We start from the raw sequence: 24414 nt of genomic DNA, 5'->3' as shown, positions 1-24414 counted from the left end.
CGAGGATGTCTCCCATCTATATGGGCAAGTCGAGACCAATGACAACGCGGGCGAAAGTCATGACATCGATTTGATGCACACCCGCCCGCTTCAGGGCATTGGTCAGCGCATTGACGGTCGAGCCGGTCGTCAGCACGTCATCGACCACCACCACCCGTCGCCCTCGCAGCCGTGCCAGGAGATCGGGATGCACCGAGAAGGCACCCGAGACGTTCCGTCGTCTCTGGTCGCCTGAAAGCCCCACCTGCTGGCGCGTCCGCCGCTGGCGCCTGGCAAGATGCGGATCGCAATCGAGATGCAGCAGCTTCCCGAGCGCCCGCGCCAGTTCTTCGGACTGGTTGTACCGCCGCTCGATCCTGCGGGTGAAATGCAGCGGCACCGGCATCAATACCGGGTTTCCATCCCAGAGGTCACGCCCCGCCGAAGCCATGAGCCGCGCGCAGAACCGGGCCAGCTCGGGATGGTCGCCATATTTGAGCCGTGACACGATCCGCCGCGCCGCATCGTTATAGACCAGGGCCGCCCGCGCCCGGTCGAAAGGCGGCGGATCGGCGATCGCCTCGGCCGAAAGCGCCCCCTTCCCGAGGTCGACCGCGAACGGAATGCCCAGCACCGGGCAATAGGGCGCCGAGATCGGCCGCAACTGCGCAAAGCACTCTGGGCATAGGGTATGCGCCTGGCTCACCGGCCGCTGGCAGGCCAGGCAGGTCGGCGGGTAGAGCTGGTCGAGCAGCATCGTCGCGCCGCGCCTCAGGACGGTGGCGGCTGCAAACACTTTGACAAGGCCCGGTGCGCTGTCCATAACCGCATCCTGCGGCATCCGGGCGCTTTTGGCGCTCGGCATTTATCCCGATTGCCTGCCTCGAAAGACGTTCATGACCGCGCCGATCGTTTTCGACCACGACCTCATCGTCCGGCACCTCCAGCGTCGCCAGGCCGGCGCCGAGGACTTCGTCACCTCGCTCGCCCTCTACGACCTGCAGGATCGGCTTCTCGCCGTCACCCGCCGCTTCGAGCAGGCGCTCATCATGGGGCCAGACGCGACCGTATTGCCCGAGCGGGGCGAGACGCATGACGGGGTCTTCTCCTTCGAGCGCGCCGGCACCGCCATTGCCGCCCCCGGCCAGCTCCTCCTCGATCCGGAAGACCTGGCGCTGCCGCGCAGCGACTACGATCTCATCGTCTCCATTTTCGATCTCCAGATCGTCAACGACGTCCCGGGCTTCCTCGCCCGCCTCCGCCGGCACCTGCGCCCCGACGGCCTGCTGCTCGCCGCCGCCATCGGCGGCAATACCCTCACCGAGCTGCGCCAGGCTTTCCTCACGGCCGACGTTTCCCGTTCCGGCGGCGCCTATGCCCGCGTCGCCCCGTTCATCGAGATCAAGGATGCCGGCGCCCTGCTCCAGCGCGCCGGTTTCGCCCTGCCCGTCGCCGATGTCGAGAACCACGTCGTCCGCTACGCCCACCCGCTCTCGCTCATGCAGGACCTCAAGCGCCTCGGCGCTTCAAACCCTCTTGCCGATCGTCCCGAACGGATGGCCACGGCCAGCCTCCTCGCCGGCGCTGCGGAGGCCTACAAGGACCTCGCCGGCGATCCCGACGGCCGCATCCGCGCCACGCTTGAAATCATTTGGATGAGCGGCTGGGCTCCGCATGAAAGCCAGCAGAAGCCGTTGGCGCCGGGCAGCGCCAAGGTGAGCATGACCCGGATTCTTGGAGACAAGGCCGGCTCCTAGCCTAGGGTCGGTACTCAATCGGCACTCAATAAGTCCCGGCGCCCGCAGAGCGCTTATCTCCCCATCCGACAGATTCCAACGGAAGCGCTGTCCGTCTGCCGCGCGCCACAACCACTGAACTTCCCCGGCCGCAGAGCCGGGGCCCACGGATATCTCCACTCGAGTGGAGAATGGCAATGGGCCCCGGATCAAGTCCGGGGAAGTCCGGTGGGTGGGGCGGCTATCGCAACCTCACCTACCGGTACAATTGAGTACGGACCCTAGCCCTTGGGCGTCAATGCCGGGATGGCATTGTCCTTGATGTAGTCGAACAGCGAACTCACCCCGCCACCCGTGGCGAAGACCCCGGCAATCGCCACAACCGCGATGAGCCCGGCCAGAAGGCTGTACTCGATCGCCGTCGCTCCGGCCTCGTCACTCAGAAAACGCTTCAGCGCACGTTCCAGCATGGGCAGTTCCGAACCTTCTGTTCCAGACTCGTCCCGGAACCCGCAAGCGGGTCCCCTATCGGCCGGGTTCAGAGCAGGTCGCACAAGGGCGCGATCAGCGGCTCGTCGGCAGGTGGCATCGGGTAGTCGCGCAAGGCCTGCGGACGCACCCACTTGAGCGCCGAATGTTCCTTAGCCTGCGGAAATCCCTGCCATTTCCGGCACACATAGAGTGGCATCAACAGGTGAAAATTCTCGTAAGAATGGCTGGCAAATGTTAGCGGCGCCAGGCACGCCGACTTCGTCTCGATGCCCAGCTCCTCGCGCAGTTCGCGGATCAGCGCTTCCTCCGGCCCCTCGCCCGGCTCGAGCTTGCCACCGGGAAACTCCCAGAGCCCGGCCAGGTTCTTGCCCTCGGGCCGCTGTGCGATGAGCACGCGCCGGTCGGCATCGACCAGCGCGCAGGCGACGACGAGAAGGATCGGCCGATCGCTCACGAGCGATAATCGCCGTTGATGGCGATGTAGCCATGGGTGAGATCGCAGGTATAGACCGTCGCCCGGCCCTCGCCGAGGCCCAGCGCCACGCCGATCTCGAGGTCTTCCTCGCGCATATAGGCCGAGGTCCTGGCTTCGTCATATTTCGGCGACCGCTCGCCGGCCTCGGCAACCACCAGGTCCCCGAAACGGATCGAGAGCCTGTCGCGGTCAGCCGGTTCGCCGGCCTTGCCCACTGCCATCACCACGCGCCCCCAATTGGCGTCGCCGCCGGCAATGGCCGTCTTGACCAGCGGAGAATCCGCAATGGCCTTGGCGATGCGGAACGCGCTCTCGTCGCTCGTCGCACCTTCGACATTGACGGTCACGAACTTGGTCGCGCCTTCGCCGTCGCGCACGACCTGGATAGCGAGTTCGTAAAGCACGTCGCCCAGCGCCTCGCCGAAGACGGCCGCGCGCGGATCGTCCGCGCTCTCGATCGGCGCCACGCCCCGCTCCGCCGCCTTGCCGGTGGCAAAGGCCATGAGCGTGTCGGAGGTCGAGGTGTCGCTGTCGACGGTGATCGAGTTGAAGCTCGGCCTGACTTTGTCGGCCAAGAGGCCCTGCAGCACCGGCGCGGCAATGGCCGCATCGGTGAAGACGAAGGAAAGCATGGTCGCCATGTCCGGCGCGATCATGCCCGAACCCTTGGCAATGCCCGAGATCACGATTTCCACGCCGTCGATCTCGACCGTCGCCGTCGCCACCTTCGGGAAGGTGTCGGTGGTCATGATGGCCTTGGCTGGATCCATCCACGGCGCCGACACCAGCCGACCGGCGAGCGTATCGAGTACGCCCTCGAACTTGGAGGCATCGAGCGGCTCGCCGATCACGCCTGTCGAGGCGAGGAAGATTTCGCTGGTCTTGCAGCCGAGCGCCTTTGCCGCGATGTCGGCGGTCTTCTGCACGCTCTCGCGGCCCTTGTGGCCGGTAAAGGCATTGGCATTGCCCGAATTGACCACGAGCCCGCGCGCCGCGCCGCCGCCCAGGTTCTGCCGGCACCAGTCGACCGCCGCCGAGGGGCACTTGGAGCGGGTGAAGACGCCGGCCACGCTCGTGCCCTCGTCCAGCGCCACCAGCAGCACGTCGGTCCGGTTCTTGTACTTGATGCCGGCTTCGGCCGTCGCAAAACGCGCGCCCGGAACTTCCGGCAATTCGGGATAGGTCTTGGGCGCGAGGGGAGAAACGGGATGGGCCATGAGCTTAGTCCTGGAGTGGCACGTCGTTGTGAATCCGTTTGCCCGAAGCCGGGCGCAAGCGCAAGCGCCTTGGCTCCGCCGCGATGATCGGGCGTGCACAATGGCGGGGCGCCAGAAAGCAAACAGCCCGCCGAGGAATTCGAGCGGGCTGTTCATCAAATGGTAGCGGGAATTGTCCGGCCTTAATTGGTCGGCGCGGCTTCCTCGGCCTGCTGCGACTGCTGCTTGACCTGATCGGCAAGGGCCGCATCGGGGATATCGATCGCCACGCCCTTCTTGAGCTCGGCGATGGCGTTGTCGAAGCCGGTGAACATGAGCTGCTGCTGGAGCTGCTGGGCAACCTGCTGCAGCGGCGGGGGCGAAGACTTGCGCTTTTCCTCGACCTTGATGACGTGCCAGCCGAACTGGCTCTGGATCGGGTCGGAAATCTGGCCGGGCTCGAGCTTGAAAGCGGCTTCCTCGAACGGCTTGACCATCTGGCCGGCCGAGAAGAAGCCGAGATCTCCACCGTTCTGCTTGGCGGAAGGATCGATGGACTTGGCCTTGGCCAGGTCCTCGAACGAGGCGCCGCCGTCCAGTTCCGTCTTGATCGCCTTGGCTTCGTCCTCGGTAGCGACGAGGATGTGGCGGGCGTGAACTTCGTCCTGCGGCTTGAAGTCGGCGACGAACTTGTCATAGGCGGCCTGCACGGCCTCCTGCGTGACGGCTGCCGTCACCTTCTCGGCGAAATAGGCGCGGCGCAGGGCGCGGTCCTCGAGATAGGCAAGGCGGCGCTTGAAAATGTCGGTCTGGTCCATGCCCGCGGCCTTGGCGGCATTGGCCATCACTTTCATGTCAATCAGCACGGTGAGCAGGAATGCCTTGCGCTGATCGGGCGGAACATTGGCCAATTCCTGGGCCAGATCTTCGGCCGCAAAAGAAATATCGGCTTCGGTAATGGCGTCTTCGCCAACCTTGGCAACCACCGTATCGGGCGTCGGAGCGGCCGGCTGGGCAGGCGCCGCAGCGGGGGCAGCCGGCTGGGTGGCGTCCTGTGCCATTGCGCCTAGCGGCATGATGAACAAGGCGGTTCCGAGCATCAGCACCCCGCCCAGACGGGCGATCGGCGAGACGGCACGGGAAGGGGTGCGGTCGGTCATAATCAATACAGTCTCCTTGAGCCGCGCGCTGCCCTCGACGGCGCGAAGGCGCTTGGTTTGGCCCATTTTGGCCACGTTGACAAGACAAAGCCCCGCTCTTACATGTCTCGACGCTTCTAAAGAGCCTGGACGGGGCGGATGAGCGGGCCTTGCCCGTAAGAGTAGAATTGCGACGCCTACCGCCGCACATCAGTTAAAGGATCAAGAGCAATGGTGATTGCTGCGCTCAAGCGGATCTTCGGCTCCGCAAATGATCGGCACGTCAAGCGCTTCCAGGGGCGCGTCGATGCCATCAACGCGCTCGAACCCGAACTCTCCAAGCTGACCGACGAGCAGCTGCGTGCCCGCACCGACGAGTTCCGTCAGCAGCTGGCCAACGGCGCCAAGCTCGACGACCTCCTGGTTCCCGCTTTCGCAACAGTTCGTGAGGCAGCCAAGCGCTCGCTGGGCATGCGGCACTTCGATGTGCAGCTTATCGGCGGCATGGTGCTCAACGAGCGCGCCATCGCCGAGATGCGCACCGGTGAAGGCAAGACCCTGGTCGCCACGCTTCCCGTCTATCTCAATGCGCTCGCCGGCAACGGCGTCCACGTCGTTACCGTCAACGACTACCTCGCCAAGCGCGACGCCGAATGGATGGGTCAGGTCTACCGCTTCCTCGGCCTGTCGGTCGGCATCATCGTCCACGATCTCAACGACGACGAGCGCAAGGCCGCCTACGACTCTGACGTCACCTACGGCACCAACAACGAATTCGGCTTCGACTACCTTCGCGACAACATGAAATATGCGCGCGCCCAGATGGTGCAGCGCGGCCATGCCTTCGCGATCGTGGACGAAGTGGACTCGATCCTCATCGACGAGGCTCGTACCCCCCTCATCATTTCCGGCCCCTCCGAGGACCGCTCCGACCTCTACCTCAAGGTCGATGACATCATCCCGATCATCGTCGAAGGCGATTTCGAGCTCGACGAGAAGCAGCGCGCGGTGACCTTCACCGACCAGGGCATCGAAAAGCTCGAAGAGCGCCTGACTGCCGAAGGCCTGCTCAAGGGCGATTCCCTCTACGACCTCGAGAACGTGGCGCTCGTCCACCACCTCAACTCGGCCCTGCGCGCCCACAAGATGTTCCAGCGCGACAAGGACTACATCGTCCGGAACGACGAAGTCGTCATCATCGACGAATTCACCGGCCGCATGATGCCGGGCCGCCGCTATTCGGAAGGCCTGCACCAGGCACTCGAGGCCAAGGAACGCGTCAAGATCCAGCCTGAGAACCAGACGCTCGCCTCGATCACCTTCCAGAACTACTTCCGTCTCTACAAGAAGCTGGCCGGCATGACCGGTACGGCGGCGACCGAGGCGGCCGAATTCGCCGACATCTACGGCCTGGACGTCGTGACCATCCCGACGAACGTGCCGGTTTCGCGCAAGGACGACGACGACGCCATCTACCGTACGGCGGCCGAGAAGTTCGACGCGATCGCCGACATCATCATCGATTGCCAGAAGCGCGGCCAGCCCGTGCTCGTGGGCACCACCTCGATCGAGAAGTCGGAAATGCTGGCCGAACTGCTGCGGCAGAAGAAGGTCGGCGAGATGAAGGTGCTCAACGCCCGCTACCACGAGCAGGAGGCCCATATCGTGGCCGATGCCGGTGTGCCGGGCGCCATCACCATCGCCACCAACATGGCCGGCCGCGGTACCGACATCAAGCTGGGCGGCAACCTCGAAATGCGCGTGGCCGAACAGGCCGCCGGCCTCGAAGGGGCCGAGCGCACCGCCAGGATCGCCGAGATCGAAGCCCAGATCGAAACCGACAAGCAGAAGGCGCTGGCCGCCGGCGGCCTCATGGTCATCGGCACCGAGCGTCACGAAAGCCGCCGCATCGACAACCAGCTGCGCGGCCGTTCCGGCCGTCAGGGCGACCCGGGTCATTCCAAGTTCTTCCTGTCGCTTCAGGACGACCTGATGCGCATCTTCCCCGTCGAGAGCATGGACACGATGCTCTCCAAGCTCGGTCTCGAGCAGGGCGAAGCCATCACCCACCCATGGGTGACCAAGGCCATCGAGCGGGCCCAGGGTCGCGTGGAAGCGCGCAACTTCGACATCCGCAAGAACATCCTCAAGTACGACGACGTGATGAACGATCAGCGCAAGGTGATCTTCGAACAGCGTCTGGACCTGATGGACAGCGAGGACGTTTCCGAGACCATCGCCGAGATGCGCCACGACGTCGTGGACGACATCATCGCCAAGGCGATCCCCGAGCGCTCCTATCCCGAGCAGTGGAATACCGACCAGCTCGAAGCCGCCGCCAAGACCTACCTCAATATCGAGGCTCCGGTTGGCAGCTGGGTGAAGGAAGAAGACATCGACGTCGAGATGGTGCGCGAGCGCCTGACCCAGGCGGCCGATGCAGCCTATGCCGCCAAGGAAGAGCGCACGCTCAAGTCCCTGGCCGATGCCGGCTCGGCCAACCCGACGGTGATGCGCCAGATCGAGAAGTCGATCCTGCTGCAGTCGATCGATGGCCTCTGGCGCGAGCACCTGGTGACCCTCGACCATCTTTCGAAGGTCGTGGGCTGGCGCGGCCTCGCCCAGCGCGATCCGCTCAACGAATACAAGCAGGAAGCCTTCGAGCTCTTCCAGGCCATGCTGGCAAACCTGCGCGAACTGGTCACTACCCAGCTCGCCCATGTCGAAATCCAGACCCGGCCGCCCGAGCCCGCTCCGATGCCGGACCTCTCGCGCCTCGAAGAAACCCACATCGATCCCTTCACCGGCGAGAACGACGCGGAAGGCGAACTCCTGACCCGCCCGCGCACCGCTGCCGCTACAGCCGCCGCCGCTGCGGGCCTCGCCCCGATCGATCCCAAGCTCCTGGTCGGCGTCTCCCGCAACGCCCCCTGCCCCTGCGGCTCGGGCAAGAAGTTCAAGCATTGCCACGGCGCCTTCTAGACACCGAGACAGCCCCGAAATTGCAAACACCCTCGCCTCATGGCGGGGGTGTTTTTTTGCGTCTAGCAAGACTGAACGGAACAAAAGAAAAAGGCCGCCAACGGCGACCTTCCTGAACCTACCGCTTCACGAACCCGGTGGTCTTGAGATGCGTGTAGGCGACGATAATCGCCCGCAGCCGATCTTCCGATGACCGGTCTCCGCCATTGGCGTCCGGGTGGTGGATCTTCACCAGCGCCTTATAGGCCTTCTTGATGTCCTCGGACGATGCGCCGCCCTCGAGCCCCAGCGCCTCGAACGCGCGGCGGTCGGGCTCGTGCATCGGCCGTCGACGCTCGGCCTGCGGATTGCCATTCTTGTTCTGGTGGCGCCGGTAGCGCGCAAAGACCTGGAACGGGTCGTGGAAACGCTCGCCGCGAGCATAGGTCTTTGCCTTGCCGTTGCGCGGATGGTTGGGCTGCGCGCTCGCCCCCGCCTTGGCGCCCATGCCCCAGGTCGGCCGACCATCGGTTTCCGCCGAGCGCGACACATAAGCCTCGACGTCGTCCTGGCTCATGCCCGAGAAGAAGTTGAAGGCGATGTTGTAGTGACGGACATGCTCAAGGCAGAAATTATGGTACTCGCCCTCGGCACGATGGCCCTTGGGCGCGCGATAGAGGCCTGCCTGATCGCAGCCCTCCCAGGCACAAGGCGGAGTTTCCACCTTGGGCTCTTCCTGGTGCCGGGGCCGGATGCGGATGGCATCGAACAGCTTGGAATCCAGTTTCATTGCGCCTAACTACAACCCGAACCGATAATTAAAGATTGCGACCAACGATGTCCGTCCGCGACACCATCATCGAGAAACTTTCCGTCAAATTTGCGCCCGAACACCTCGAGGTGATCGACGACAGCCACAAGCATCGTGGTCATGCCGGTTGGCGCGAAGGCGGAGAAACGCATTTCCGCGTCAGAATCGCGACCCGCCATTTTGACGGCATGACCCGGCTGGCGCAACACCGTGCTGTCATGGAAGCGCTCGATGCCGAAATCAAGGGCGGCGTCCATGCCCTCGCCATCGAAGTGCTCGCACCCGGAGCCCCCAAGCAATTGCCACGCGATATCGCCTAGATCAGGTTGCGCGCGCCTGCGCGCAAGCCCTCTTGCCACAATTGTGCGCGATCTAGGCATTTGACGCCGTTAATCTATTGCGCCATTCCGTTCATCAGTGCGGCGATTTTGCGGCAGCGACGACGTGCGCTGCCATCAACGCGGCGCAGATTCGCCCTTCTTGGTCTCTAGCCACTTCTGCAACGACAGCAGGAGGGCGACCGTGATCTCGAAAAAAGCAATGCTTGCCATGGCTTTTGCCTTGGCCTTCATCCCCACTCTCGCAACGGCCGCTCCGGCCAAGCTGGTTCTTGTCATCGGCGGGGAGGCCTATGACGGCCCGCCCAAGTTCGCCGTGACGCTCAATGGCAAGGTGGTGGCTGAGGGGGCCGTCGACAAGGCCATCGATACCGGCACCGACAAACGCTTCGCTGATGCGACCGACAAGTCGCAATATGTCGAAAGCTTCAGCTTCGATATCCCAGAAGCCGATTTCGCCACCAATGGCGACCTGCGCATCCAGCTCACCAACGAAGCCTATGGCGGCGAAGGCTCCAACCGCGACCGCAACCTCTTCATCTCTTCGGTTTCGCTCAATGGCCGCGAGACCAAGGCGGACCAGCTCGCCACCGTGACCAAGGACGGCATCGTCCCCGGCGAACTCGTCGATGGCTACCTCGCCATCAATGACGGCAATGCCGAAGCGGTGGTTCCCGCGCCCAAGGGTGGTTGGCTCGAAGCCACGACCGAAGCTGCGCAGAGCAAGCCGACCGAGCCGGAGGCAAAGCCCGAGCCCCCGGTCGCCGAAAAGGCTCCCGAGCCAGCTCCGGTCAAGGAAGCCGCTCCAGCGGCCGAGGCAAAGCCCGCAGAGGCCGCCAAGCCTGAAGAGCCGGCAAAGCCTGCCACGACCGCTGCCGAGGAGTCCAAGCCCCAGGCGGCCGTGGAAGAACCCAAACCCGCCGAGCCCGCCCCCGTCGAAGCCGCGAAGCAACCCGAGCCTGCTGCCGAGACCGCAGCGGCCAAGCCGGCTTCCGATACCTGCGCGCTCAGCAAATCCTACGACATCACCGGCTTCGGCCAGAACTCGAACGACCTGACGCCCGCGACCAACAAGATCCTCGACGAGATCGCGGGCGATATCGGCGAGCAGACCTGCTCGATCACCCTGACGGGGTATTCGGATACGTTCGGCTCCTACGCCACCAACGCGCTCTTCTCGGTCGAGCGGGCGCAGAACGCACTGAAATACCTGCGCGACAAGGGCATCAAGTTCACCAAGGCCGAGGCTACGGGCTTGGGTGAAACCACCAAGTTCGGCCCGAGCGCCCGCGCCAATCGGCGCGTCGTCATCGCCGTGGCGCCTTAGGCCTCGATCGCCTCGGCGAGGAAGGCCCGCACTTCGGCAGGGTCGACATTCTTCTCGATGAAGGCCTTGCCGATACCGCGCGTCAGGATGAAGGTCAGCGCCCCGCGCACGACCTTCTTGTCCTGGGCGATATTGGTCATGAGCTCGTCAAGCTCCAGCCGCCCGCCGGGAATATCCCCGATCCGTGTCGGCAAACCCGCCGCCTTGAGGTGGGCGATGACACGGGTGGTATCCTGGGACGGCGCCAGCCCCTTGCGGGCCGAGAAAGCATGGGCCAACGCCATGCCGATGGCGACGCCCTCGCCATGCAGCAGCCGGTCCGAATAGCCGGTCGCCGTTTCGAGCGCGTGCCCGAAGGTGTGGCCGAGATTGAGCAGGGCCCGCACACCGGTTTCCTTTTCGTCGGCAAGCACGAACCGGGTCTTGGCCGCGCAGGCCCGGGCAATGGCCTCGGCACGCGCGGGCCCGCCCTCGAAGATTTCGCGGCGGTTCTCCTCGAGCCAGAAGAAATAGGCCTCGTCGTCGATGAGCCCGTACTTGGCGACTTCCGCATAGCCGGCCGCGAATTCGCGCGGCGGCAATGTGTCGAGCGCATCGAGATCGGCCAGCACCAGCTTGGGCTGATGGAAGGCGCCGATAAGGTTCTTGCCATGGGGCGAGTTGATGCCGGTCTTGCCGCCGACCGAGCTGTCGACCTGTGCGAGGAGCGAGGTCGGTACCTGCACGAAGTCCATGCCGCGCCGTGCCACGGCCGCCGCGAACCCTGCGAGGTCCCCGACCACGCCGCCGCCCAGTGCGATGATGACGTCGCCGCGCTCGAGTCGCGCCGCCAGAATGCCCTCGACCACTTCGTTGAGCCGCGCGAAGGACTTGCTGGCCTCCCCGTTCGGCACGGTGATCGTCGCATGGGTGAGGCCCGCAGCATCCAGGCTGGCCGCAAGGCGCGGCAACTGCGCCCTGGCGACGGCCGTATCGGTCACGATGCCGAAGCGGCGGCCCGGAAACTGCGCCTTGAGCCGCTCGCCTGCGCTTTCGAGCAGTCCCTTGCCGATCAGGATGTCATAGGCCCGCCCCTCGAGCGGAACGTGGACCGTATGGAGGGGAGCGCTCGGCATGTCACTTGTCCTTGAGATAGGTGGCGACCGCGTCGATCACCTCATTGGCCACGGTATCCTGCGGCACGTCGGTGGAGACCACCGTCAGGTGCGCTTCCGAATAGACCGGGTAGCGCGCCTCGATGAGCTTCTTGAGCGTGTCGCGCGGATTGGCAGTCTTGAGCAGAGGCCGGTTGGAACGGCGCGAAACGCGTGAGAACAGCAGCTCGAACTCGGCCTTGATCCAGACCGACACCGCATTGGCGTTGATGAGCGCGCGCGTCTCCGGGTTGACGAAGGCGCCGCCGCCGGTGGCGAGGACGATATTGTCCTCCTTGAGAAGCCGCGCGATGACCCGCGCTTCCCCGGCCCGGAATTCCGGCTCGCCATGGGCAGCGAAGAATTCCTCGATGGTCATGCCCGCAGCGGTCTCGATCTCGTCGTCGCTGTCGAGGAACCTGCGACCCAGCTTGGCGGCCAAGCGCCGGCCAACCGTGGTCTTGCCCGCCCCCATCATGCCCACGAGCACGATCGGCCGCTTGCCCAGGCGGGCAGCCAGTTCATGCCTTTCGGCCTTGGTGGTCTCAGTATCGGGCACCCTGCCGGCTCCGCTGGGAGAAATCGCCCGGCGGTTCAAGCCTTGCCCGGGCCGGTTGTCAAGCGGCGGGACCTTCCCGGCCTTGATCGCCCCAGGCAAAAAGAGGAAGATTCATTAGAATTTGCCCGGCATAGTAGACGACATGCCCACATTGATCCGCCTCGTCATCGCCCTGCTCTTTATCGTCGGCCTCGGCTACGCGGCCATGTTCGCGCTGACCGTCATGGTCGACCCGGGCGAGAAGGAAATCACCGTGCGCATTCCTGCGCGCGAGCTCGTGGCCCAGCCTGTGCGCCTGCCCGACGTCCAGACCACCAGCAACCCCACCCTGCCCGCGCAGGCGCCCGTGCCGATCACCACCAGCACGCCGAGCAATGAGGAGGCGCCGCTCGTCCAGCCCGGCGGGCCGGAATGAGCCGCATCGAAGGGCATCTCATTGATGCCTTCCTCGAGATGATGAGCGCCGAGCGGGGCGCCGCCGCCAATACCATTGCCGCCTATCGCCGCGACCTCGTCGACTATGCCTCGACGCTCGCGCGCAAGGGTACGGCCCTCACCAAAGCCTCCCGGCAGGAGGTCGTGGGCTTTCTCGAAAGCCTCAAGGCCGAGGGCCTGTCCGCCTCTTCGAGTGCCCGCAAGCTCAGCGCCATCCGGCAATTCCACAAATTCCTCTGCGCCGACGGCATCCGTCCGGACGACCCGACCCGGATCGTCGCGAGCCCCAAGGCGCAACGGGCATTGCCCAAAGTGCTCTCTGTCGGCGAGATCGACCGCCTGCTCACCACGGCCGAGGCGGAAGCCAATGACGAGAACGCAACGGGCGCGCTGCGCCTCTATGTGTTGCTCGAATTGCTCTACGCCACCGGCATGCGCGTTTCCGAACTCGTGAGCCTCAAGCGCGCCGCGGTCATGCGCGACGCCAGCTTCCTCACCATTCGCGGCAAGGGCAACAAGGAACGTATCGTGCCGATCACCGACCGCGCCCGCGACGCCATCCGCGCCTGGCTTGCAACGCTCGAACCGGGCATTTTCCTCTTCCCCGCCAAGGGCGAGGACGGATATCTGAGCCGCCAGGTTTTCGCGCGCGATCTCAAGGACCTGGCGGGTCGTGCCGGCATCGCCTCGGCGCGAGTCACGCCCCACGTCCTCCGCCATGCCTTTGCCAGCCATCTCCTCGCCGGGGGCGCCGACCTGCGCGTCGTCCAGACCCTCCTCGGCCATGCCGATATCTCGACTACTCAGATCTATACTCACGTGCTCGACGAGAAGCTGCGCTCGCTGGTGGAGACCCATCATCCGCTAGCTGACGATTAAGCATGGGAGCTTTTCCGGCCGAGCGACTTGACTCGGAAGGGGCGCATCGCCACTTTGCGGCCACTTTAGGGCGCGACAGGCTCCGCCCAACGATACGACAACCCAACCGGGCTGGTGGATGCAATCCTATCTCGACTTTGAAAAGCCGGTCGCCGACCTCGAAGGCAAGATCGCCGAACTGAAATCGCTGGCGCAGACTGACCAGGCAGTGTCCATCGACGAGGAGGTCAACCGGCTTTCCGCGCGCGCCGAAGAGGCGCTGGTCGATATCTACAAGAAGCTGACGCCCTGGCAACGCACGCAGGTGGCGCGCCATCCGCAGCGCCCGCATTTCTCCGATTATGTGAAGTCCCTCGTCACCGAGTGGCAGCCGCTGGCGGGCGACCGCAAGTTCGGCGAGGACGCTGCCGTCATCGCCGGCGTCGGCCGCATCAACGGCGTGCCGATGGTCATCATGGGCAACGAGAAGGGCTCGACCACCGAGACCCGCCTCAAGCACAATTTCGGCATGGCCCGTCCCGAGGGCTACCGCAAGGCTGTCCGCATCATGGACATGGCCGATCGCTTCAATCTGCCCATCGTCTCCTTCGTCGATACAGCCGGCGCCTATCCTGGCATCGGGGCCGAGGAGCGCGGCCAGGCCGAGGCCATTGCGCGCTCGACCGAAAAGAGCCTTGAGCTGGGCGTGCCCAACCTCGCCATCGTCATCGGCGAGGGCGGCTCGGGCGGTGCCATCGCGCTGGCCACTGCCAATCGCGTGCTGATGCTCGAAAACGCCGTCTACACGGTGATCTCGCCGGAAGGCGGGGCCTCGATCCTCTGGCGCGACGCCGCCAAGGCGCAGGACGCAGCCAACAACATGAAGATCACGGCGCCCGATCTCCTCGGCTTCGGCGTCATCGACGCCATCATTCCCGAACCCGCCGGCGGCGCCCATCGCCACCTGGACGAGGTGATGGCCTCCACGCGCGACGCCATCATGAAATTCGTCAAGGACTTCGACGGCAAGGGCCGGCTGGAGCTGCGCGAGCAGCGGCGCGAAAAATTCCTCGCCATCGGCTCCCACCTGGGATGATTGGAAAACGGGGCCTTTAGGGGCCCCGAATTCTTTGGTAAGCATCTGTTTACCGTGCGGGGTTACGGGGGCGTAACCAAGCCCGTTTAGTTTCGAAAAACCAAACTCTATTCGGGTAGTACTACAAATTGTCGACTGGTCTTTTCCGTAAGCTCGCGGCCGCGGCCTTGCTGGTGGGGGTAGCCGTAACCCTTTCCGCCTGCGGTGGTTTCATCGGCAAAGGCAATGCCAAGGCCAACCGTCCGCTCACCAGCGCCGCCGTCACCAAACTCGCCTCGATGGGCTCGTCCCCGGGCGCGCCGATGATGGTGCGAATCTTTAAGGAAAGCTCCGAGCTCGAAGTCTGGAAGCAGACCTCGGCCGGCGACTTCCGCCTGTTCAAGACCTACGAGATCTGCGCCTATTCGGGCGACCTCGGCCCCAAGATCAAGGAAGGCGACCGGCAGAGCCCGGAAGGCTTCTATACGATCACGCCGGGCCTGATGAACCCGAACTCGAGCTATTACCTTGCCTTCAACACCGGCTTCCCCAACAAGTTCGACCGCGCCTATGGCCGTACCGGTTCGGACCTGATGGTGCATGGCGATTGCTCCTCGCGCGGCTGCTACGCCATGACCGACGAAGGCATCGCCGAGATCTATGCGCTGGCGCGCGAGACCTTCAAGGGCGGCAATCCGAGCTTCCAGCTCCAGATCTTCCCGTTCCGCATGACGCCGCAGAACCTGGCCAAGCAGAGCAAGAGCCCGAACATGGCCTTCTGGAAGAACATCAAGGAAGGCTACGACCAGTTCGAGATCGCCAAGATCCCGCCGCGCTGGGACGTCTGCGACCGCCGCTACGTCTTCAATGCCACCGGTCCTGCCGGCACCCCGCTCGACGCCGTCGCCGCCTGCCCGGCGCTGAGCCAGGACGCCACCATGGTCGCCGCCCTCAAGGCCAAGCAGGCCGCCGACGACGCCACCTTCGAAACCGAAGTGGCCTATGTCAGCAAGAAGGAAAGCGCCGCCGTCGCGGCAGCCGAACGTGATGCCGCCACCCAGGCCGCAGCCAAGGCCCGTGGCGAAGCCATCGGCGGCTTCTTCAACGGCATCGGCAGCAATATCGGCAACCTCTTCGGCAACACGCCGCAGGAGGCCGCGCCGGTCGAGACCGCCACCGCCGCGCCGGTCCCCGCCGCCAAGTCCTGACGGACGCCGGATAGCCTTTCGATCGGGCCCGCGCCGCAACACGGCGCGGGCCCGATGCGTTATGACGGAAGAGAATTTGCTGCGAGGCAGAGGTGCCGCTTGAACCCACCCGCGCAGCGGCGCTATGGAAAGGAAGAGCGACAGCCCGTTCGTGGCTTCCTGCCCGCTCCCCCGCCGGACCATCTCAGCGCTAGGCCCTTTCTGCCAATGCTGCTATAGAGCCCGCTGTCCGATTTGAGACGGCCCACCTAACACCCTGTTCGAGGGACTTCGATATGACTGAATTCGCCAACTTGCCGGATACCGAATACAAGGTCCGCGACCTCTTCGGTATCGACAGCGACATGGTGGTCAAGGGCTATGCCGAAGCAAACGGCCACGTGCCGCCGGCTGACCCGGATTACCTTTTCGACCGCAATACCACCCTTGCCATCCTCGCCGGCTTCGCCTTCAACCGCCGCGTCATGGTGCAGGGCTATCACGGCACCGGCAAATCGACCCATATCGAACAGGTAGCATCGCGCCTCAACTGGCCGCTGGTGCGCGTGAACCTGGATTCGCACGTCTCGCGTATTGACCTCGTCGGCAAGGACGCCATCGTCCTCAAGGACGGCAAGCAGGTCACCGAATTCCGTGACGGCATCCTGCCCTGGGCCGTGCAGAACAACGTTGCGTTGGTCTTTGACGAATACGACGCCGGCCGCCCGGACGTGATGTTCGTGATCCAGCGCGTGCTCGAGCAATCGGGCCGCCTGACGCTCCTCGACCAGAACCGCGTGATCGTCCCCCACCCGGCCTTCCGCCTCTTCGCCACGACCAACACCATCGGTCTGGGCGACACATCGGGCCTCTATCACGGCACCCAGCAGATCAACCAGGGCCAGATGGACCGCTGGAGCCTGGTCGTCACGCTCAACTACCTTCCGCACGAGAAGGAAGTCGGCATCGTTCTGGCCAAGAACAAGAAGTACGCCGAGACCGAGAAGGGCAAGAAGACCGTCTCCAACATGGTGCGCCTCGCCGATCTCACCCGCTCGGCATTCATGAACGGGGATCTCTCCACCGTCATGAGCCCGCGTACCGTGATCACCTGGGCCGAGAACGCCCAGATCTTCGGCGATGTCGGCTTTGCCTTCCGGCTGACCTTCCTCAACAAGTGCGACGAGCTCGAACGCCCGGTTGTGGCCGAGTTCTACCAGCGCGTGTTCGGTGAAGACCTGCCCGAATCCTCGGCTAACCTGGCGGTGACCGCCTGATCTCCCTGGAGATGCCCGTTGGCCCAGAACATCTACGACGATCAGGCCTTCTTTGAGGGTTACAGCCAGATTCCGCGCTCCCGCCTCGGCTTGGCGGGGGCGCCGGAATGGCCTGCCCTCAAGGCCATGCTGCCGGATGTGACAGGCTTGCGGGTGCTCGATCTCGGTTGCGGCTTCGGCGCCTTCGGGCGCTGGGCCATCGAGAACGGCGCCAGGAGCGTGCTCGGCGTCGATCTCTCCGAGAAGATGCTCGAGACTGCGCGTGAGCGCACCGGCGACATGCCGATCACTTACGTGCAGGCCAACCTCGAAACCTACGAGCCGACGGCCAATGCCTACGACCTCGTCTATTCGACGCTGGCCGTGCATTACCTCGAAGACTTCGACGCCTTCTGCCGCAAGGTGCGCGCCGCGCTCGGCAATGCCGGGGCTTTCGTCTTCACGACCGAGCACCCGATCTTTGCCGCCCGCGCGAATCCAGAATGGATCACGGATGCGGCAGGCAAGCGCGCCTACGCGATCAGCGACTACAACGTGGAAGGCCCCCGGCTCACCAACTGGATCGCCGAGGGCGTCGTCAAATACCACCGCACCATTGGTACTATGGTGAACACTCTCCGGCGCCATGGCCTCGTCATCGAGGCCATGGACGAATGGGGGCCGACCGCCGAGGAACTGGCCGCAATGCCGGCCCTCGCCGACGAGGTCGTGCGCCCGCAACTCCTCCTCGTTTCGACCCGCGTCGCAACGGGAAGCTAACCGACTACCGGACCGAAAATGGCACAAGCTCCGCGCAACAAAGGCAACAGACCCGACCAGACGGCGACCTTCAAGTCGGCCGTGGGAGCAACGGTGCGCGCCATTGGCGGCAAGCCCGAGCTTGAGGTGAGCTTCACCGCCGACCGCCCGATCCTGACCTCGGACAAGGCGCGCCTGGCCAACCTGCCGCGCCTGCCGACCCGGCGCGATATCGCCATTGCCCGTGGGCAGGGCGACGCCATGGCGATGCGCCTGGCCAGCCACGACCCCGAAAAGCACCGCAAGCGCGCCCCGACCGATCCGATCGCCCGCGCCGCGTTCGACGCGCTCGAACAGGCCCGCTGCGAATCGCTCGGCGTCGTGCGCATGCCCGGCATGGGCCAGAACATCGCCGAGATGCTCGAAGACCGGCTGTTCCGCGCCAACTTCGCCGAAGTCTCCAACAAGAACGACGCCCCGCTCGCCGAAGTGCTGGGCCTGATGCTTCGCGAAAAGATCGCCGGCGTCGCCATTCCGCCCTCCGGCCACGCCATCGTCGACCTCTGGCGCGACGAGATCGAGAACAAGGCCGGCGGCTCTCTCGACGACCTGCTCTCGCGCTTCGAGGATCAGGAAGACTTCGCCAAGGTGGCCAAGGCCCTGCTGCGCGACCTCAACCTCGTGCCCGACAGCGAAGTCGACGACTACGACGGCGAGGACGGCGACGAGGACGAGAACCAGGAGCCCGATCGCGGCCAGGCCGACGAGGACAACCAGGAACAGGGCGAAGGCGAGAACGAGGACGCCCAGACCGACCAGGACGAAAAGCCCGGCTCTTCGGAAGAGGAGGGCGAGGTCGAGGGCTCGGAAACCGAGATGGCCGAGACCGATGAGGACGCGACGACGGAAGCCGGCGAGGAATCGCCCAATCCGCCGCCGCAGGGCCAGGTCGAGGAACGCCTCACCAACCAGTTCAACTACAAGATCTTCACCCAGAAGTTCGACGAGATCGTCAAGGCGAGCGAGCTCTGCCCGCCCGAGGAGCTCGACCAGTTGCGCGCGCTGCTCGACAAGCAGCTCGAAAGCCTTGCCGGCGCCGTGGCGCGGCTGGCCAACAAGCTGCAGCGGCGCCTCATGGCGCAGCAGAACCGCTCCTGGACCTTCGACCTCGAAGAGGGCCAGCTCGATTCGGCCCGCCTCACCCGCGTCGTCATCGACCCGATGGCCCCGCTCTCCTTCAAGATCGAGAACGACACCGATTTCCGCGACACCGTGGTGACGCTGCTGATCGACAATTCCGGCTCCATGCGCGGCCGCCCGATCACCATCGCGGCCATCTGCGGCGACATCCTCGCCCGCACGCTCGAGCGCTGCGGCGTCAAGGTCGAGATTTTGGGCTTCACCACCCGCGCCTGGAAGGGCGGCAAGAGCCGCGAAGCGTGGCTGGAAGCCGGCCGTCCGGCCAATCCCGGCCGCGTCAACGACATCCGCCACATCATCTACAAGGCTGCCGACGAGCCCTGGCGCCATGCGCGCCGGAACCTGGGCCTGATGATGCGCGAAGGCCTGCTCAAGGAAAATATCGACGGCGAAGCCCTGCAATGGGCCGAAAAGCGCCTCCTGGCGCGGCCGGAGAACCGCCGCATCCTCATGGTGATCTCGGACGGCGCCCCGGTCGACGACTCGACCCAGTCAGTCAATGCCGGCAATTACCTCGAAGCGCATCTGCGCCAGGTGATCGAGGACATCGAGACGCGCTCGCCCATCCAACTGGTGGCGGTGGGTATCGGGCACGACGTGACCCGCTATTACCGCCGCGCGGTGACCCTGCTCGATGCCGAGGAACTGGCCGGTGCGCTGACCGACGAGCTGGCCTCGCTGTTCGATGAAGAACCGCCCACCGGGCGGGGCCGTGGCCGGCGATGAGCCGGGCCGCCGGCGCAGCATCATGGCTCTGACCGCCCGGCACGCGCCACGCGCGATGATCATTGCGCTGGCCCTTGTGGGGCCAGCCGCCGCCCAGAGCAGCGGCGACGATACGGTCGTCGTCACCGCCTCCCCGATCACCAAGTTCAAGGGCGCCGCCATCGGCGAGCTCGTCGATGGCCTTGTCTGGCGCGGCGGACTGAACCTTTCGAGCCCCTCCGACCAGTTCGGCGGCCTCTCCTCGCTCGGCTTCGTCAGCGATGACGGCCGCGTGGTCATGATCACCGATCGCGGCAACTTCGTTTCCGGGCAATTGCTCTACGACGACGCCACCCGGCCGCTCAGCCTGGTGGGCGTGCGTATCGCGGCGATGAAGAACTCCAAGGGCGAGGAACTGCCCCGCGCCTATGCGCGCGACGCCGAGGGCATGGACGTGCTCACCCGCGATGGCGTGCCGGTGGCGGTCCGCGTCAGCTTCGAGAACCTCACCCGCGTCGCCGACTTTGCGCTGACCGACGGCATTCCCGGCGGCCCCGGCCGCATCGTCGAGATTCCGCAATGGCTCTCGGACCTGCGCAACAACAAGTCGCTGGAATCGGTCTGCGTGGCCCCGCCGGCTTCGCCGATCGCGGGCTCGACGCTGCTGATCGTGGAGGGTACCGAGACCTATGGCGTCAACCATGCCGCGACGCTCCTCGGCAAATCCGACAAAGGCGGCCTGCAGCTGACGCCGGCCCCCAATGTGAGCCCCACCGACTGCGCCTTCCTGCCCAATGGCGACCTGCTGGTGCTGGAGCGCGGCACGGCGCTGCTGTCCTTCCTGATGCAGCTGCGGCTGATCCCGGCAGACGAGGTCAAGCCCGGCGCGATAATGGAAGGCCGCGTGCTGCTGTCGGCCTCGGGCGGCGACATCGACAACATGGAAGGGGTCGCGGTGCATCAGGCACCGGATGGCGAGACCCGGATCACCATCATCTCGGACAACAACTTCAACGGGTGGGAACGCAACCTGTTGCTGGAGTTTGCGCTGCCCAAGGAGTGAGGTTGGCGGCTCCTACCCCTGTCCCCTCCCCGCAAGGGGGAGGGAGACCTGTTGGCTAATTCCCCCCGCTCTTCCCACACGCTCGAGCTTCCCCGGCCGCAGAGCCGGGGCCTATTGCACCCCGTCAACGCGAGTGGAGCGATCCGTGGGCCCCGGGTCTTCGCCCGGGGAAGTTAGGGGATGGGACATTTGCGGTGGCCGGCGAGTCGTGGCTGGCCGCCGCCCCTAAGCTGCCACTGCCCTCGGCGGGACGATCGGGCCCATCAGCAGCCTGTAGGGCGCCAGCAGGAACGCGGCGGCCAGGAACTTGACCGAGAAATCGCCGGCAGCGAGCGCGATCCAGAGCGGAACCTCGGGGCCGATGCCGAGCAGCGCCGCCGGGAAGGGCAGCGAGCCATCCTCCAGCCCGAAGACGAGATCGAGGCCGGCAAAGGCCGGGGCCATGGCCAGCGAGAAGAAGATGGCCGTATCGATCAGCGAGCCGAAGAACGAGGCGACGAAGGGCGGCAGGAACCAGGCGCGGTTGTTGCGCAGGCGTGAGAACACCGAGATGTCGAGGAACTGCCCCACGAGGAACGCCGTGCCCGAGGCAATGGCGATACGCGGCGTGGCGAGATAGACCGAGATGGCGACCGCCACCGCAAAGCCGAAGACCACCACGATCCGCGCGACGTTGGGACCGAAATGCCGGTTGGTGAGGTCGGAGACCAGGAAGGCGAAGGGGTAGGTGAAGGCGCCCCAGGTGAGGATGTCGCCGACATGGACCGGGCCGAGGTCGAAAGCGACCGGATACTGGACGAGGATGTTTGAGGCCGTGACCGTTACGATCATGGCCAGAACCGCCCAGTAGAACCGGGGCGAGCTCAGGTGAGCGAGCATGGCAATGCACCTCTATGACAGCCGCGCTTCCGGCATCAGACCGGCGCAGGCGGGAGGGGGAGATCCCCTCCCCTCATAAAAGCATCGCCGCGCGGCCCAGTCGAGCCGCGCGGCGAAATTTATCGGAATGGGCGCTTAGGGCTTACGAAGCCAGAGCGGCGCGCACTTCCTTCTTGAGGGCCTGGGCGTTGTCCGAAAGCTCGGCATCGTTGGCCTTGAGGAGGAAAGCGTCGAGGCCGCCGCGATGCTCGACCGAGCGCAGGGCAGCGGCGGAAATGCGCAGCTTGACGGTGCGGTCGAGAGCTTCGGAGATGAGCGAGACGTTGACGAGGTTCGGCAGGAACCGGCGACGCGAATGGTTCATCGCGTGGCTCACAGTGTTACCCGTCATAACGCCCTTGCCGGTGAGTTCGCAGCGACGTGCCATTTGGTCTTATCCTGTTGTCAAAACGGCGCTCGGCGGGGTCATGCCCCGCAGCGGGCCATCGTGTGTTCTGAAAAGCTGGCGTCTCCATAAAGAAACGCCTTCCGTCCGTCAAGAGATCGGCGCTTGCATGGGCACGAATCCCCGGGCACCGTGGGGAGAAATGCTGATTCGGCCCCGGTCCAAGGGGCAATTGGAAAGAACCAAGAGGTTCCCTTGGCCAGCCTGCGCCCACTACGATCCCTCGCCGCCCTTGCTTTTGCCGCCCTGTCCCTGCCTGCGGCGGCAGCGCCGGTTTCGGGCACCGCCAACTATATCGTGAGCCTGGGGGGGATCAACATCGCCGAGATGGCGGTGAACCTCAACGACGACGGCCGCCGCTATACGATGGACGTCTCGGCCAATGTCGCCGGTCTCGGCTCGATCGTGGCCAGCGGCACCGCCAGCGCCCAATCGGCGGGCTCGTCCGCGGGCGCCAGCCTCGTGTCGCAGAAATTCGACCTCACCACCCGGGCCAATGGCGAGGACTTTTCGATTCGCGTCGCCTATGCCGGCAAGAATGTCGAGAGCTTCGTGGTCACCCCGCCGATTCTCGACAATGTCGACCGCGTGCCGATCGAGCGCTCCCAGCTTTCGGGCGTCAACGACTTCCTCGCCTCCTTCGTCCTCAAGGGCAAAGCGCTGGACAAATCGCTCTGCGCGCAGAAGTCCCGCATCTTCACCGGCGTCGAGCGCTTCGACATCGCCATGGCCTTCGCCAAGGAAGACGTGGCGACCTCCCAGCGCACCGGCTACCAGGGCCCGGTGATCCTGTGCAACGTGCGCTACACCCCGGTCTCCGGCCATTTCACCACCAGCCAGGTGACCAAGTACCTCGCCGATTCCGACCGCATCCTCGTCTGGTATGCGCCGATGAAGGAAACCGGCTACTACATCCCCTACCGCGTGCTGCTCACCACCACGATGGGCGACCTCTCGATGGTGCTGACGGGCCTCAAGGGTTGACCGCCGGCGCCGTATGCTGGGCCGCATGCATGCGGGCATAGTAGCGTAATTGCTCATCGGCGATTCCCAGCTCTTCGAGCACAGCCTCCATGAAGGCGACGGGCGCGACCGCGGATGCAGTGATGATCCTGCTGTCACGCACCGCACCCGGCACGTCGCGATAATGGGCCGCCCCGGCATAGCCGCTGGGCGCGAGATAGCCGACGCCGTTGCTGGTATGGGCGACGCCATCGAGCAGGCCGGTCCGCGCCAGGGCCAGCGTACCGTCGCAGATGCCGGCGACGACCTTGCCCGCCTCATGGACGCGATGGACGAGGCCCGATACGTCCGGCGCCCCGGGCTGCTGCCAGATGGTGCCGCCGGAAATCACCAGCGCATCGAGCGCGCCGATGTCGATCGCCTCCATGGCGAGATCAGGCGTCACGAGCATGCCGCCCATCGAGGTGACGGCTGCGCCGCCCGGGCTCGCAAAGCGCACCTCGACGCCGTAGAAGGCCCTGGCGACAGCGTTGAGCATCGCCGTCTCCCAGTCGGCGAAGCCTTCGGTGATGAGGGTGACGATGGTGGTCATTTGCTCGCTCCTTTACTGTATGCAGGCCACAGGCTAACGCCGGGCCGAACCAGATTTTGTCAGCAGCGGATATTGTCTTGGCCAAACGCAGCGAACGCCTTCTCGCCCTGATGCAGGCCTTGCGCCGGCGCCGCCGGCCGGTGACCGGCCAGGTGCTCGCCGACGAGATGGGCATCTCCCTGCGCTCGCTCTATCGCGACATCGACACGCTCAAGGGCATGGGCGCGGCCATCGATGGCGAGGCGGGGCTGGGCTTCCAGCTCAAGGCCGATTACTGGCTGCCGCCGCTGATGTTCGACCAGGAAGAGCTCGAAGCGCTGGTGCTGGGCCTGCGTCTCGTCGTCTATGGCCCGGACAGCGAGATGTCCGCCACGGCGCGCGACGCCACCGCCAAGATCGCGGCGGTGCTGCCGCCCGACCGCCGGGCGGAAATGGAATCGGTGGGCCTCTTCGCCCTGCCCCATACCGCAACGCCCGGCGATACCCGCCTCGCCGATATCCGCCGCGCCATCCGCGAGGAGCGGCAGGTCGAGATCGATTATGCCGCGCCCGGGGGCCCGGCGACGCGCCGCATCATCTACCCGCTGGCGCTCGGCTATTACGAGGGCCGGCAGATCCTCGTCTCCTGGTGCACGCTGCGCAAGGACTACCGCAATTTCCGCATCGACCGCATGGCGGCGGTGACCCCGCTCGAGGCGAAGCTCCCCGAGCCGCGGCGCACGCTCTTCCACCGCTGGAAGAGCCGCTCGGCCCTGCCCGACCTCACCTGAAGCGCCCCCGTTCACAACCGCGCCAATTCCCCCCGCCAAGGTTGAGCGACGCGGCGGCGGCTGGTAAGAGTTCGCCGGCTT

The 24414-nt window shown here is 65.2% G+C and carries 25 protein-coding genes; 14 read left to right on the top strand and 11 right to left on the bottom strand.

The annotated features are described in order from the left end of the window. Positions 1 to 16: 16 nt before the first annotated feature. Positions 17 to 802, bottom strand: a complete 786-nt coding sequence (locus tag JNE37_RS11165; RefSeq protein ID WP_203062793.1) for a ComF family protein — start codon at positions 800 to 802, stop codon at positions 17 to 19. 73 nt (positions 803 to 875) lie between these two features. On the opposite strand from JNE37_RS11165, the gene JNE37_RS11160 reads away from it, so the two are divergent. Next, positions 876 to 1736, top strand: a complete 861-nt coding sequence (locus tag JNE37_RS11160; protein WP_203062792.1) for a class I SAM-dependent methyltransferase — start codon at positions 876 to 878, stop codon at positions 1734 to 1736. A 260-nt stretch (positions 1737 to 1996) separates the two neighbouring features. On the opposite strand, the gene JNE37_RS11155 is transcribed toward JNE37_RS11160, so the two are convergent. The 4 genes from JNE37_RS11155 to JNE37_RS11140 all read right to left on the bottom strand — a co-directional run bounded on the left by JNE37_RS11155 (position 1997) and on the right by JNE37_RS11140 (position 5038). After that, positions 1997 to 2185: a Flp family type IVb pilin gene (locus tag JNE37_RS11155; RefSeq protein ID WP_052015264.1), complete on the bottom strand. Its 189-nt coding sequence runs from the start codon at positions 2183 to 2185 to the stop codon at positions 1997 to 1999. Positions 2186 to 2253: 68 nt separating this feature from the next. Beyond that, positions 2254 to 2661, bottom strand: a complete 408-nt coding sequence (locus JNE37_RS11150) for a (deoxy)nucleoside triphosphate pyrophosphohydrolase (protein WP_035093561.1) — start codon at positions 2659 to 2661, stop codon at positions 2254 to 2256. Beyond that, complete coding sequence (gene argJ / locus JNE37_RS11145) at positions 2658 to 3899, bottom strand: bifunctional glutamate N-acetyltransferase/amino-acid acetyltransferase ArgJ (protein ID WP_203062791.1); 1242 nt, start codon at positions 3897 to 3899, stop codon at positions 2658 to 2660. Before argJ ends, JNE37_RS11150 begins: the two co-directional genes overlap by 4 nt. 182 nt (positions 3900 to 4081) lie before the next feature. Then, positions 4082 to 5038, bottom strand: a complete 957-nt coding sequence (locus JNE37_RS11140; RefSeq protein ID WP_246513204.1) for a peptidylprolyl isomerase — start codon at positions 5036 to 5038, stop codon at positions 4082 to 4084. 210 nt (positions 5039 to 5248) lie between these two features. On the opposite strand from JNE37_RS11140, the gene secA reads away from it, so the two are divergent. Continuing rightward, positions 5249 to 7999, top strand: coding sequence for a preprotein translocase subunit SecA (gene secA / locus JNE37_RS11135; protein WP_035093567.1), 2751 nt, complete (start codon positions 5249 to 5251; stop codon positions 7997 to 7999). Positions 8000 to 8117: 118 nt separating this feature from the next. Here the strand turns inward: secA and JNE37_RS11130 are convergent, their stop codons facing one another. Continuing rightward, the gene (locus tag JNE37_RS11130) at positions 8118 to 8768 is read right to left on the bottom strand and encodes a J domain-containing protein (protein WP_035033232.1); all 651 of its coding nucleotides are present in this window, start codon (positions 8766 to 8768) and stop codon (positions 8118 to 8120) included. Between the two features lie 47 nt (positions 8769 to 8815). Here JNE37_RS11130 and JNE37_RS11125 point away from each other — a divergent pair, with 47 nt between their 5' ends. Then, complete coding sequence (locus JNE37_RS11125) at positions 8816 to 9109, top strand: BolA family protein (protein WP_035033235.1); 294 nt, start codon at positions 8816 to 8818, stop codon at positions 9107 to 9109. Positions 9110 to 9338: 229 nt separating this feature from the next. Then, positions 9339 to 10454, top strand: a complete 1116-nt coding sequence (locus JNE37_RS11120; protein ID WP_203062790.1) for an OmpA family protein — start codon at positions 9339 to 9341, stop codon at positions 10452 to 10454. Here the strand turns inward: JNE37_RS11120 and aroB are convergent. Both aroB and JNE37_RS11110 read right to left on the bottom strand, forming a co-directional pair. Continuing rightward, on the bottom strand, positions 10451 to 11569 hold the full coding sequence (gene aroB, locus JNE37_RS11115; RefSeq protein WP_203062789.1) for a 3-dehydroquinate synthase: 1119 nt from the start codon (positions 11567 to 11569) through the stop codon (positions 10451 to 10453). The genes JNE37_RS11120 and aroB overlap by 4 nt on opposite strands. Before the next feature lies 1 nt (position 11570). Next, positions 11571 to 12146, bottom strand: a complete 576-nt coding sequence (locus tag JNE37_RS11110; protein ID WP_035093580.1) for a shikimate kinase — start codon at positions 12144 to 12146, stop codon at positions 11571 to 11573. 142 nt (positions 12147 to 12288) lie between these two features. On the opposite strand from JNE37_RS11110, the gene JNE37_RS11105 reads away from it, so the two are divergent. From JNE37_RS11105 to JNE37_RS11070, 8 genes are all read left to right on the top strand, one after another. After that, on the top strand, positions 12289 to 12561 hold the full coding sequence (locus JNE37_RS11105) for a hypothetical protein (protein ID WP_035033247.1): 273 nt from the start codon (positions 12289 to 12291) through the stop codon (positions 12559 to 12561). Beyond that, positions 12558 to 13460: a site-specific tyrosine recombinase XerD gene (gene xerD, locus JNE37_RS11100; protein WP_203062788.1), complete on the top strand. Its 903-nt coding sequence runs from the start codon at positions 12558 to 12560 to the stop codon at positions 13458 to 13460. Before JNE37_RS11105 ends, xerD begins: the two co-directional genes overlap by 4 nt. Before the next feature lie 118 nt (positions 13461 to 13578). Then, complete coding sequence (locus tag JNE37_RS11095) at positions 13579 to 14535, top strand: acetyl-CoA carboxylase carboxyltransferase subunit alpha (RefSeq protein WP_035093583.1); 957 nt, start codon at positions 13579 to 13581, stop codon at positions 14533 to 14535. Positions 14536 to 14663: 128 nt separating this feature from the next. After that, positions 14664 to 15722 carry a L,D-transpeptidase family protein gene (locus tag JNE37_RS11090; protein ID WP_203062787.1) on the top strand — a complete coding sequence of 353 codons (1059 nt, stop codon included), beginning with the start codon at positions 14664 to 14666 and terminating at the stop codon, positions 15720 to 15722. 275 nt (positions 15723 to 15997) lie between these two features. Beyond that, entirely contained in the window at positions 15998 to 16978 is a 981-nt protein-coding gene (gene cobS, locus JNE37_RS11085; protein ID WP_035033255.1) for a cobaltochelatase subunit CobS, read from the top strand. A gap of 18 nt (positions 16979 to 16996) precedes the next feature. Then, entirely contained in the window at positions 16997 to 17737 is a 741-nt protein-coding gene (locus JNE37_RS11080; protein WP_203062786.1) for a class I SAM-dependent methyltransferase, read from the top strand. Between the two features lie 18 nt (positions 17738 to 17755). Beyond that, positions 17756 to 19642 carry a cobaltochelatase subunit CobT gene (gene cobT / locus JNE37_RS11075; RefSeq protein ID WP_203066281.1) on the top strand — a complete coding sequence of 629 codons (1887 nt, stop codon included), beginning with the start codon at positions 17756 to 17758 and terminating at the stop codon, positions 19640 to 19642. Between the two features lie 22 nt (positions 19643 to 19664). Continuing rightward, a complete protein-coding gene (locus tag JNE37_RS11070; RefSeq protein ID WP_203066280.1) occupies positions 19665 to 20684 on the top strand; it encodes an esterase-like activity of phytase family protein in 1020 nt (339 codons plus the stop codon). Between the two features lie 225 nt (positions 20685 to 20909). On the opposite strand, the gene JNE37_RS11065 is transcribed toward JNE37_RS11070, so the two are convergent. After that, on the bottom strand, positions 20910 to 21563 hold the full coding sequence (locus tag JNE37_RS11065) for a queuosine precursor transporter (RefSeq protein ID WP_203066279.1): 654 nt from the start codon (positions 21561 to 21563) through the stop codon (positions 20910 to 20912). A gap of 142 nt (positions 21564 to 21705) precedes the next feature. Then, complete coding sequence (rpmB, locus tag JNE37_RS11060) at positions 21706 to 21990, bottom strand: 50S ribosomal protein L28 (RefSeq protein WP_035033267.1); 285 nt, start codon at positions 21988 to 21990, stop codon at positions 21706 to 21708. A 213-nt stretch (positions 21991 to 22203) separates the two neighbouring features. Here rpmB and JNE37_RS11055 point away from each other — a divergent pair, with 213 nt between their 5' ends. After that, the gene (locus JNE37_RS11055; protein ID WP_035033270.1) at positions 22204 to 22992 is read left to right on the top strand and encodes a DUF3108 domain-containing protein; all 789 of its coding nucleotides are present in this window, start codon (positions 22204 to 22206) and stop codon (positions 22990 to 22992) included. Here the strand turns inward: JNE37_RS11055 and JNE37_RS11050 are convergent. Further along, complete coding sequence (locus JNE37_RS11050) at positions 22982 to 23563, bottom strand: DJ-1/PfpI family protein (protein ID WP_203066278.1); 582 nt, start codon at positions 23561 to 23563, stop codon at positions 22982 to 22984. The genes JNE37_RS11055 and JNE37_RS11050 overlap by 11 nt on opposite strands. A gap of 77 nt (positions 23564 to 23640) precedes the next feature. Here JNE37_RS11050 and JNE37_RS11045 point away from each other — a divergent pair, with 77 nt between their 5' ends. Then, complete coding sequence (locus tag JNE37_RS11045) at positions 23641 to 24333, top strand: helix-turn-helix transcriptional regulator (RefSeq protein WP_246513624.1); 693 nt, start codon at positions 23641 to 23643, stop codon at positions 24331 to 24333. Positions 24334 to 24414 lie beyond the last annotated feature (81 nt).

Origin of the sequence: Paradevosia shaoguanensis, from assembly GCF_016801025.1 — a bacterium.
In the GTDB taxonomy this organism is placed as follows: domain Bacteria; phylum Pseudomonadota; class Alphaproteobacteria; order Rhizobiales; family Devosiaceae; genus Paradevosia; species Paradevosia shaoguanensis.
The sequence above is the reverse complement of the archived record's forward strand: the minus strand, read 5'-3'. Positions and strand labels throughout refer to the sequence as shown.

Coding starts and splice junctions, on each gene's coding strand:
- JNE37_RS11165 (WP_203062793.1), bottom strand. CDS start 802: ATGGACAGCGCACCGGGCCTTGTCAAAGTGTTTGCAGCCGCCACCGTC.
- JNE37_RS11160 (WP_203062792.1), top strand. CDS start 876: ATGACCGCGCCGATCGTTTTCGACCACGACCTCATCGTCCGGCACCTC.
- JNE37_RS11155 (WP_052015264.1), bottom strand. CDS start 2,185: ATGCTGGAACGTGCGCTGAAGCGTTTTCTGAGTGACGAGGCCGGAGCG.
- argJ (WP_203062791.1), bottom strand. CDS start 3,899: ATGGCCCATCCCGTTTCTCCCCTCGCGCCCAAGACCTATCCCGAATTG.
- JNE37_RS11140 (WP_246513204.1), bottom strand. CDS start 5,038: ATGACCGACCGCACCCCTTCCCGTGCCGTCTCGCCGATCGCCCGTCTG.
- secA (WP_035093567.1), top strand. CDS start 5,249: ATGGTGATTGCTGCGCTCAAGCGGATCTTCGGCTCCGCAAATGATCGG.
- JNE37_RS11130 (WP_035033232.1), bottom strand. CDS start 8,768: ATGAAACTGGATTCCAAGCTGTTCGATGCCATCCGCATCCGGCCCCGG.
- JNE37_RS11125 (WP_035033235.1), top strand. CDS start 8,816: ATGTCCGTCCGCGACACCATCATCGAGAAACTTTCCGTCAAATTTGCG.
- JNE37_RS11120 (WP_203062790.1), top strand. CDS start 9,339: ATGGCTTTTGCCTTGGCCTTCATCCCCACTCTCGCAACGGCCGCTCCG.
- aroB (WP_203062789.1), bottom strand. CDS start 11,569: ATGCCGAGCGCTCCCCTCCATACGGTCCACGTTCCGCTCGAGGGGCGG.
- JNE37_RS11105 (WP_035033247.1), top strand. CDS start 12,289: ATGCCCACATTGATCCGCCTCGTCATCGCCCTGCTCTTTATCGTCGGC.
- xerD (WP_203062788.1), top strand. CDS start 12,558: ATGAGCCGCATCGAAGGGCATCTCATTGATGCCTTCCTCGAGATGATG.
- JNE37_RS11095 (WP_035093583.1), top strand. CDS start 13,579: ATGCAATCCTATCTCGACTTTGAAAAGCCGGTCGCCGACCTCGAAGGC.
- cobS (WP_035033255.1), top strand. CDS start 15,998: ATGACTGAATTCGCCAACTTGCCGGATACCGAATACAAGGTCCGCGAC.
- cobT (WP_203066281.1), top strand. CDS start 17,756: ATGGCACAAGCTCCGCGCAACAAAGGCAACAGACCCGACCAGACGGCG.
- JNE37_RS11070 (WP_203066280.1), top strand. CDS start 19,665: ATGGCTCTGACCGCCCGGCACGCGCCACGCGCGATGATCATTGCGCTG.
- JNE37_RS11065 (WP_203066279.1), bottom strand. CDS start 21,563: ATGCTCGCTCACCTGAGCTCGCCCCGGTTCTACTGGGCGGTTCTGGCC.
- rpmB (WP_035033267.1), bottom strand. CDS start 21,990: ATGGCACGTCGCTGCGAACTCACCGGCAAGGGCGTTATGACGGGTAAC.
- JNE37_RS11050 (WP_203066278.1), bottom strand. CDS start 23,563: ATGACCACCATCGTCACCCTCATCACCGAAGGCTTCGCCGACTGGGAG.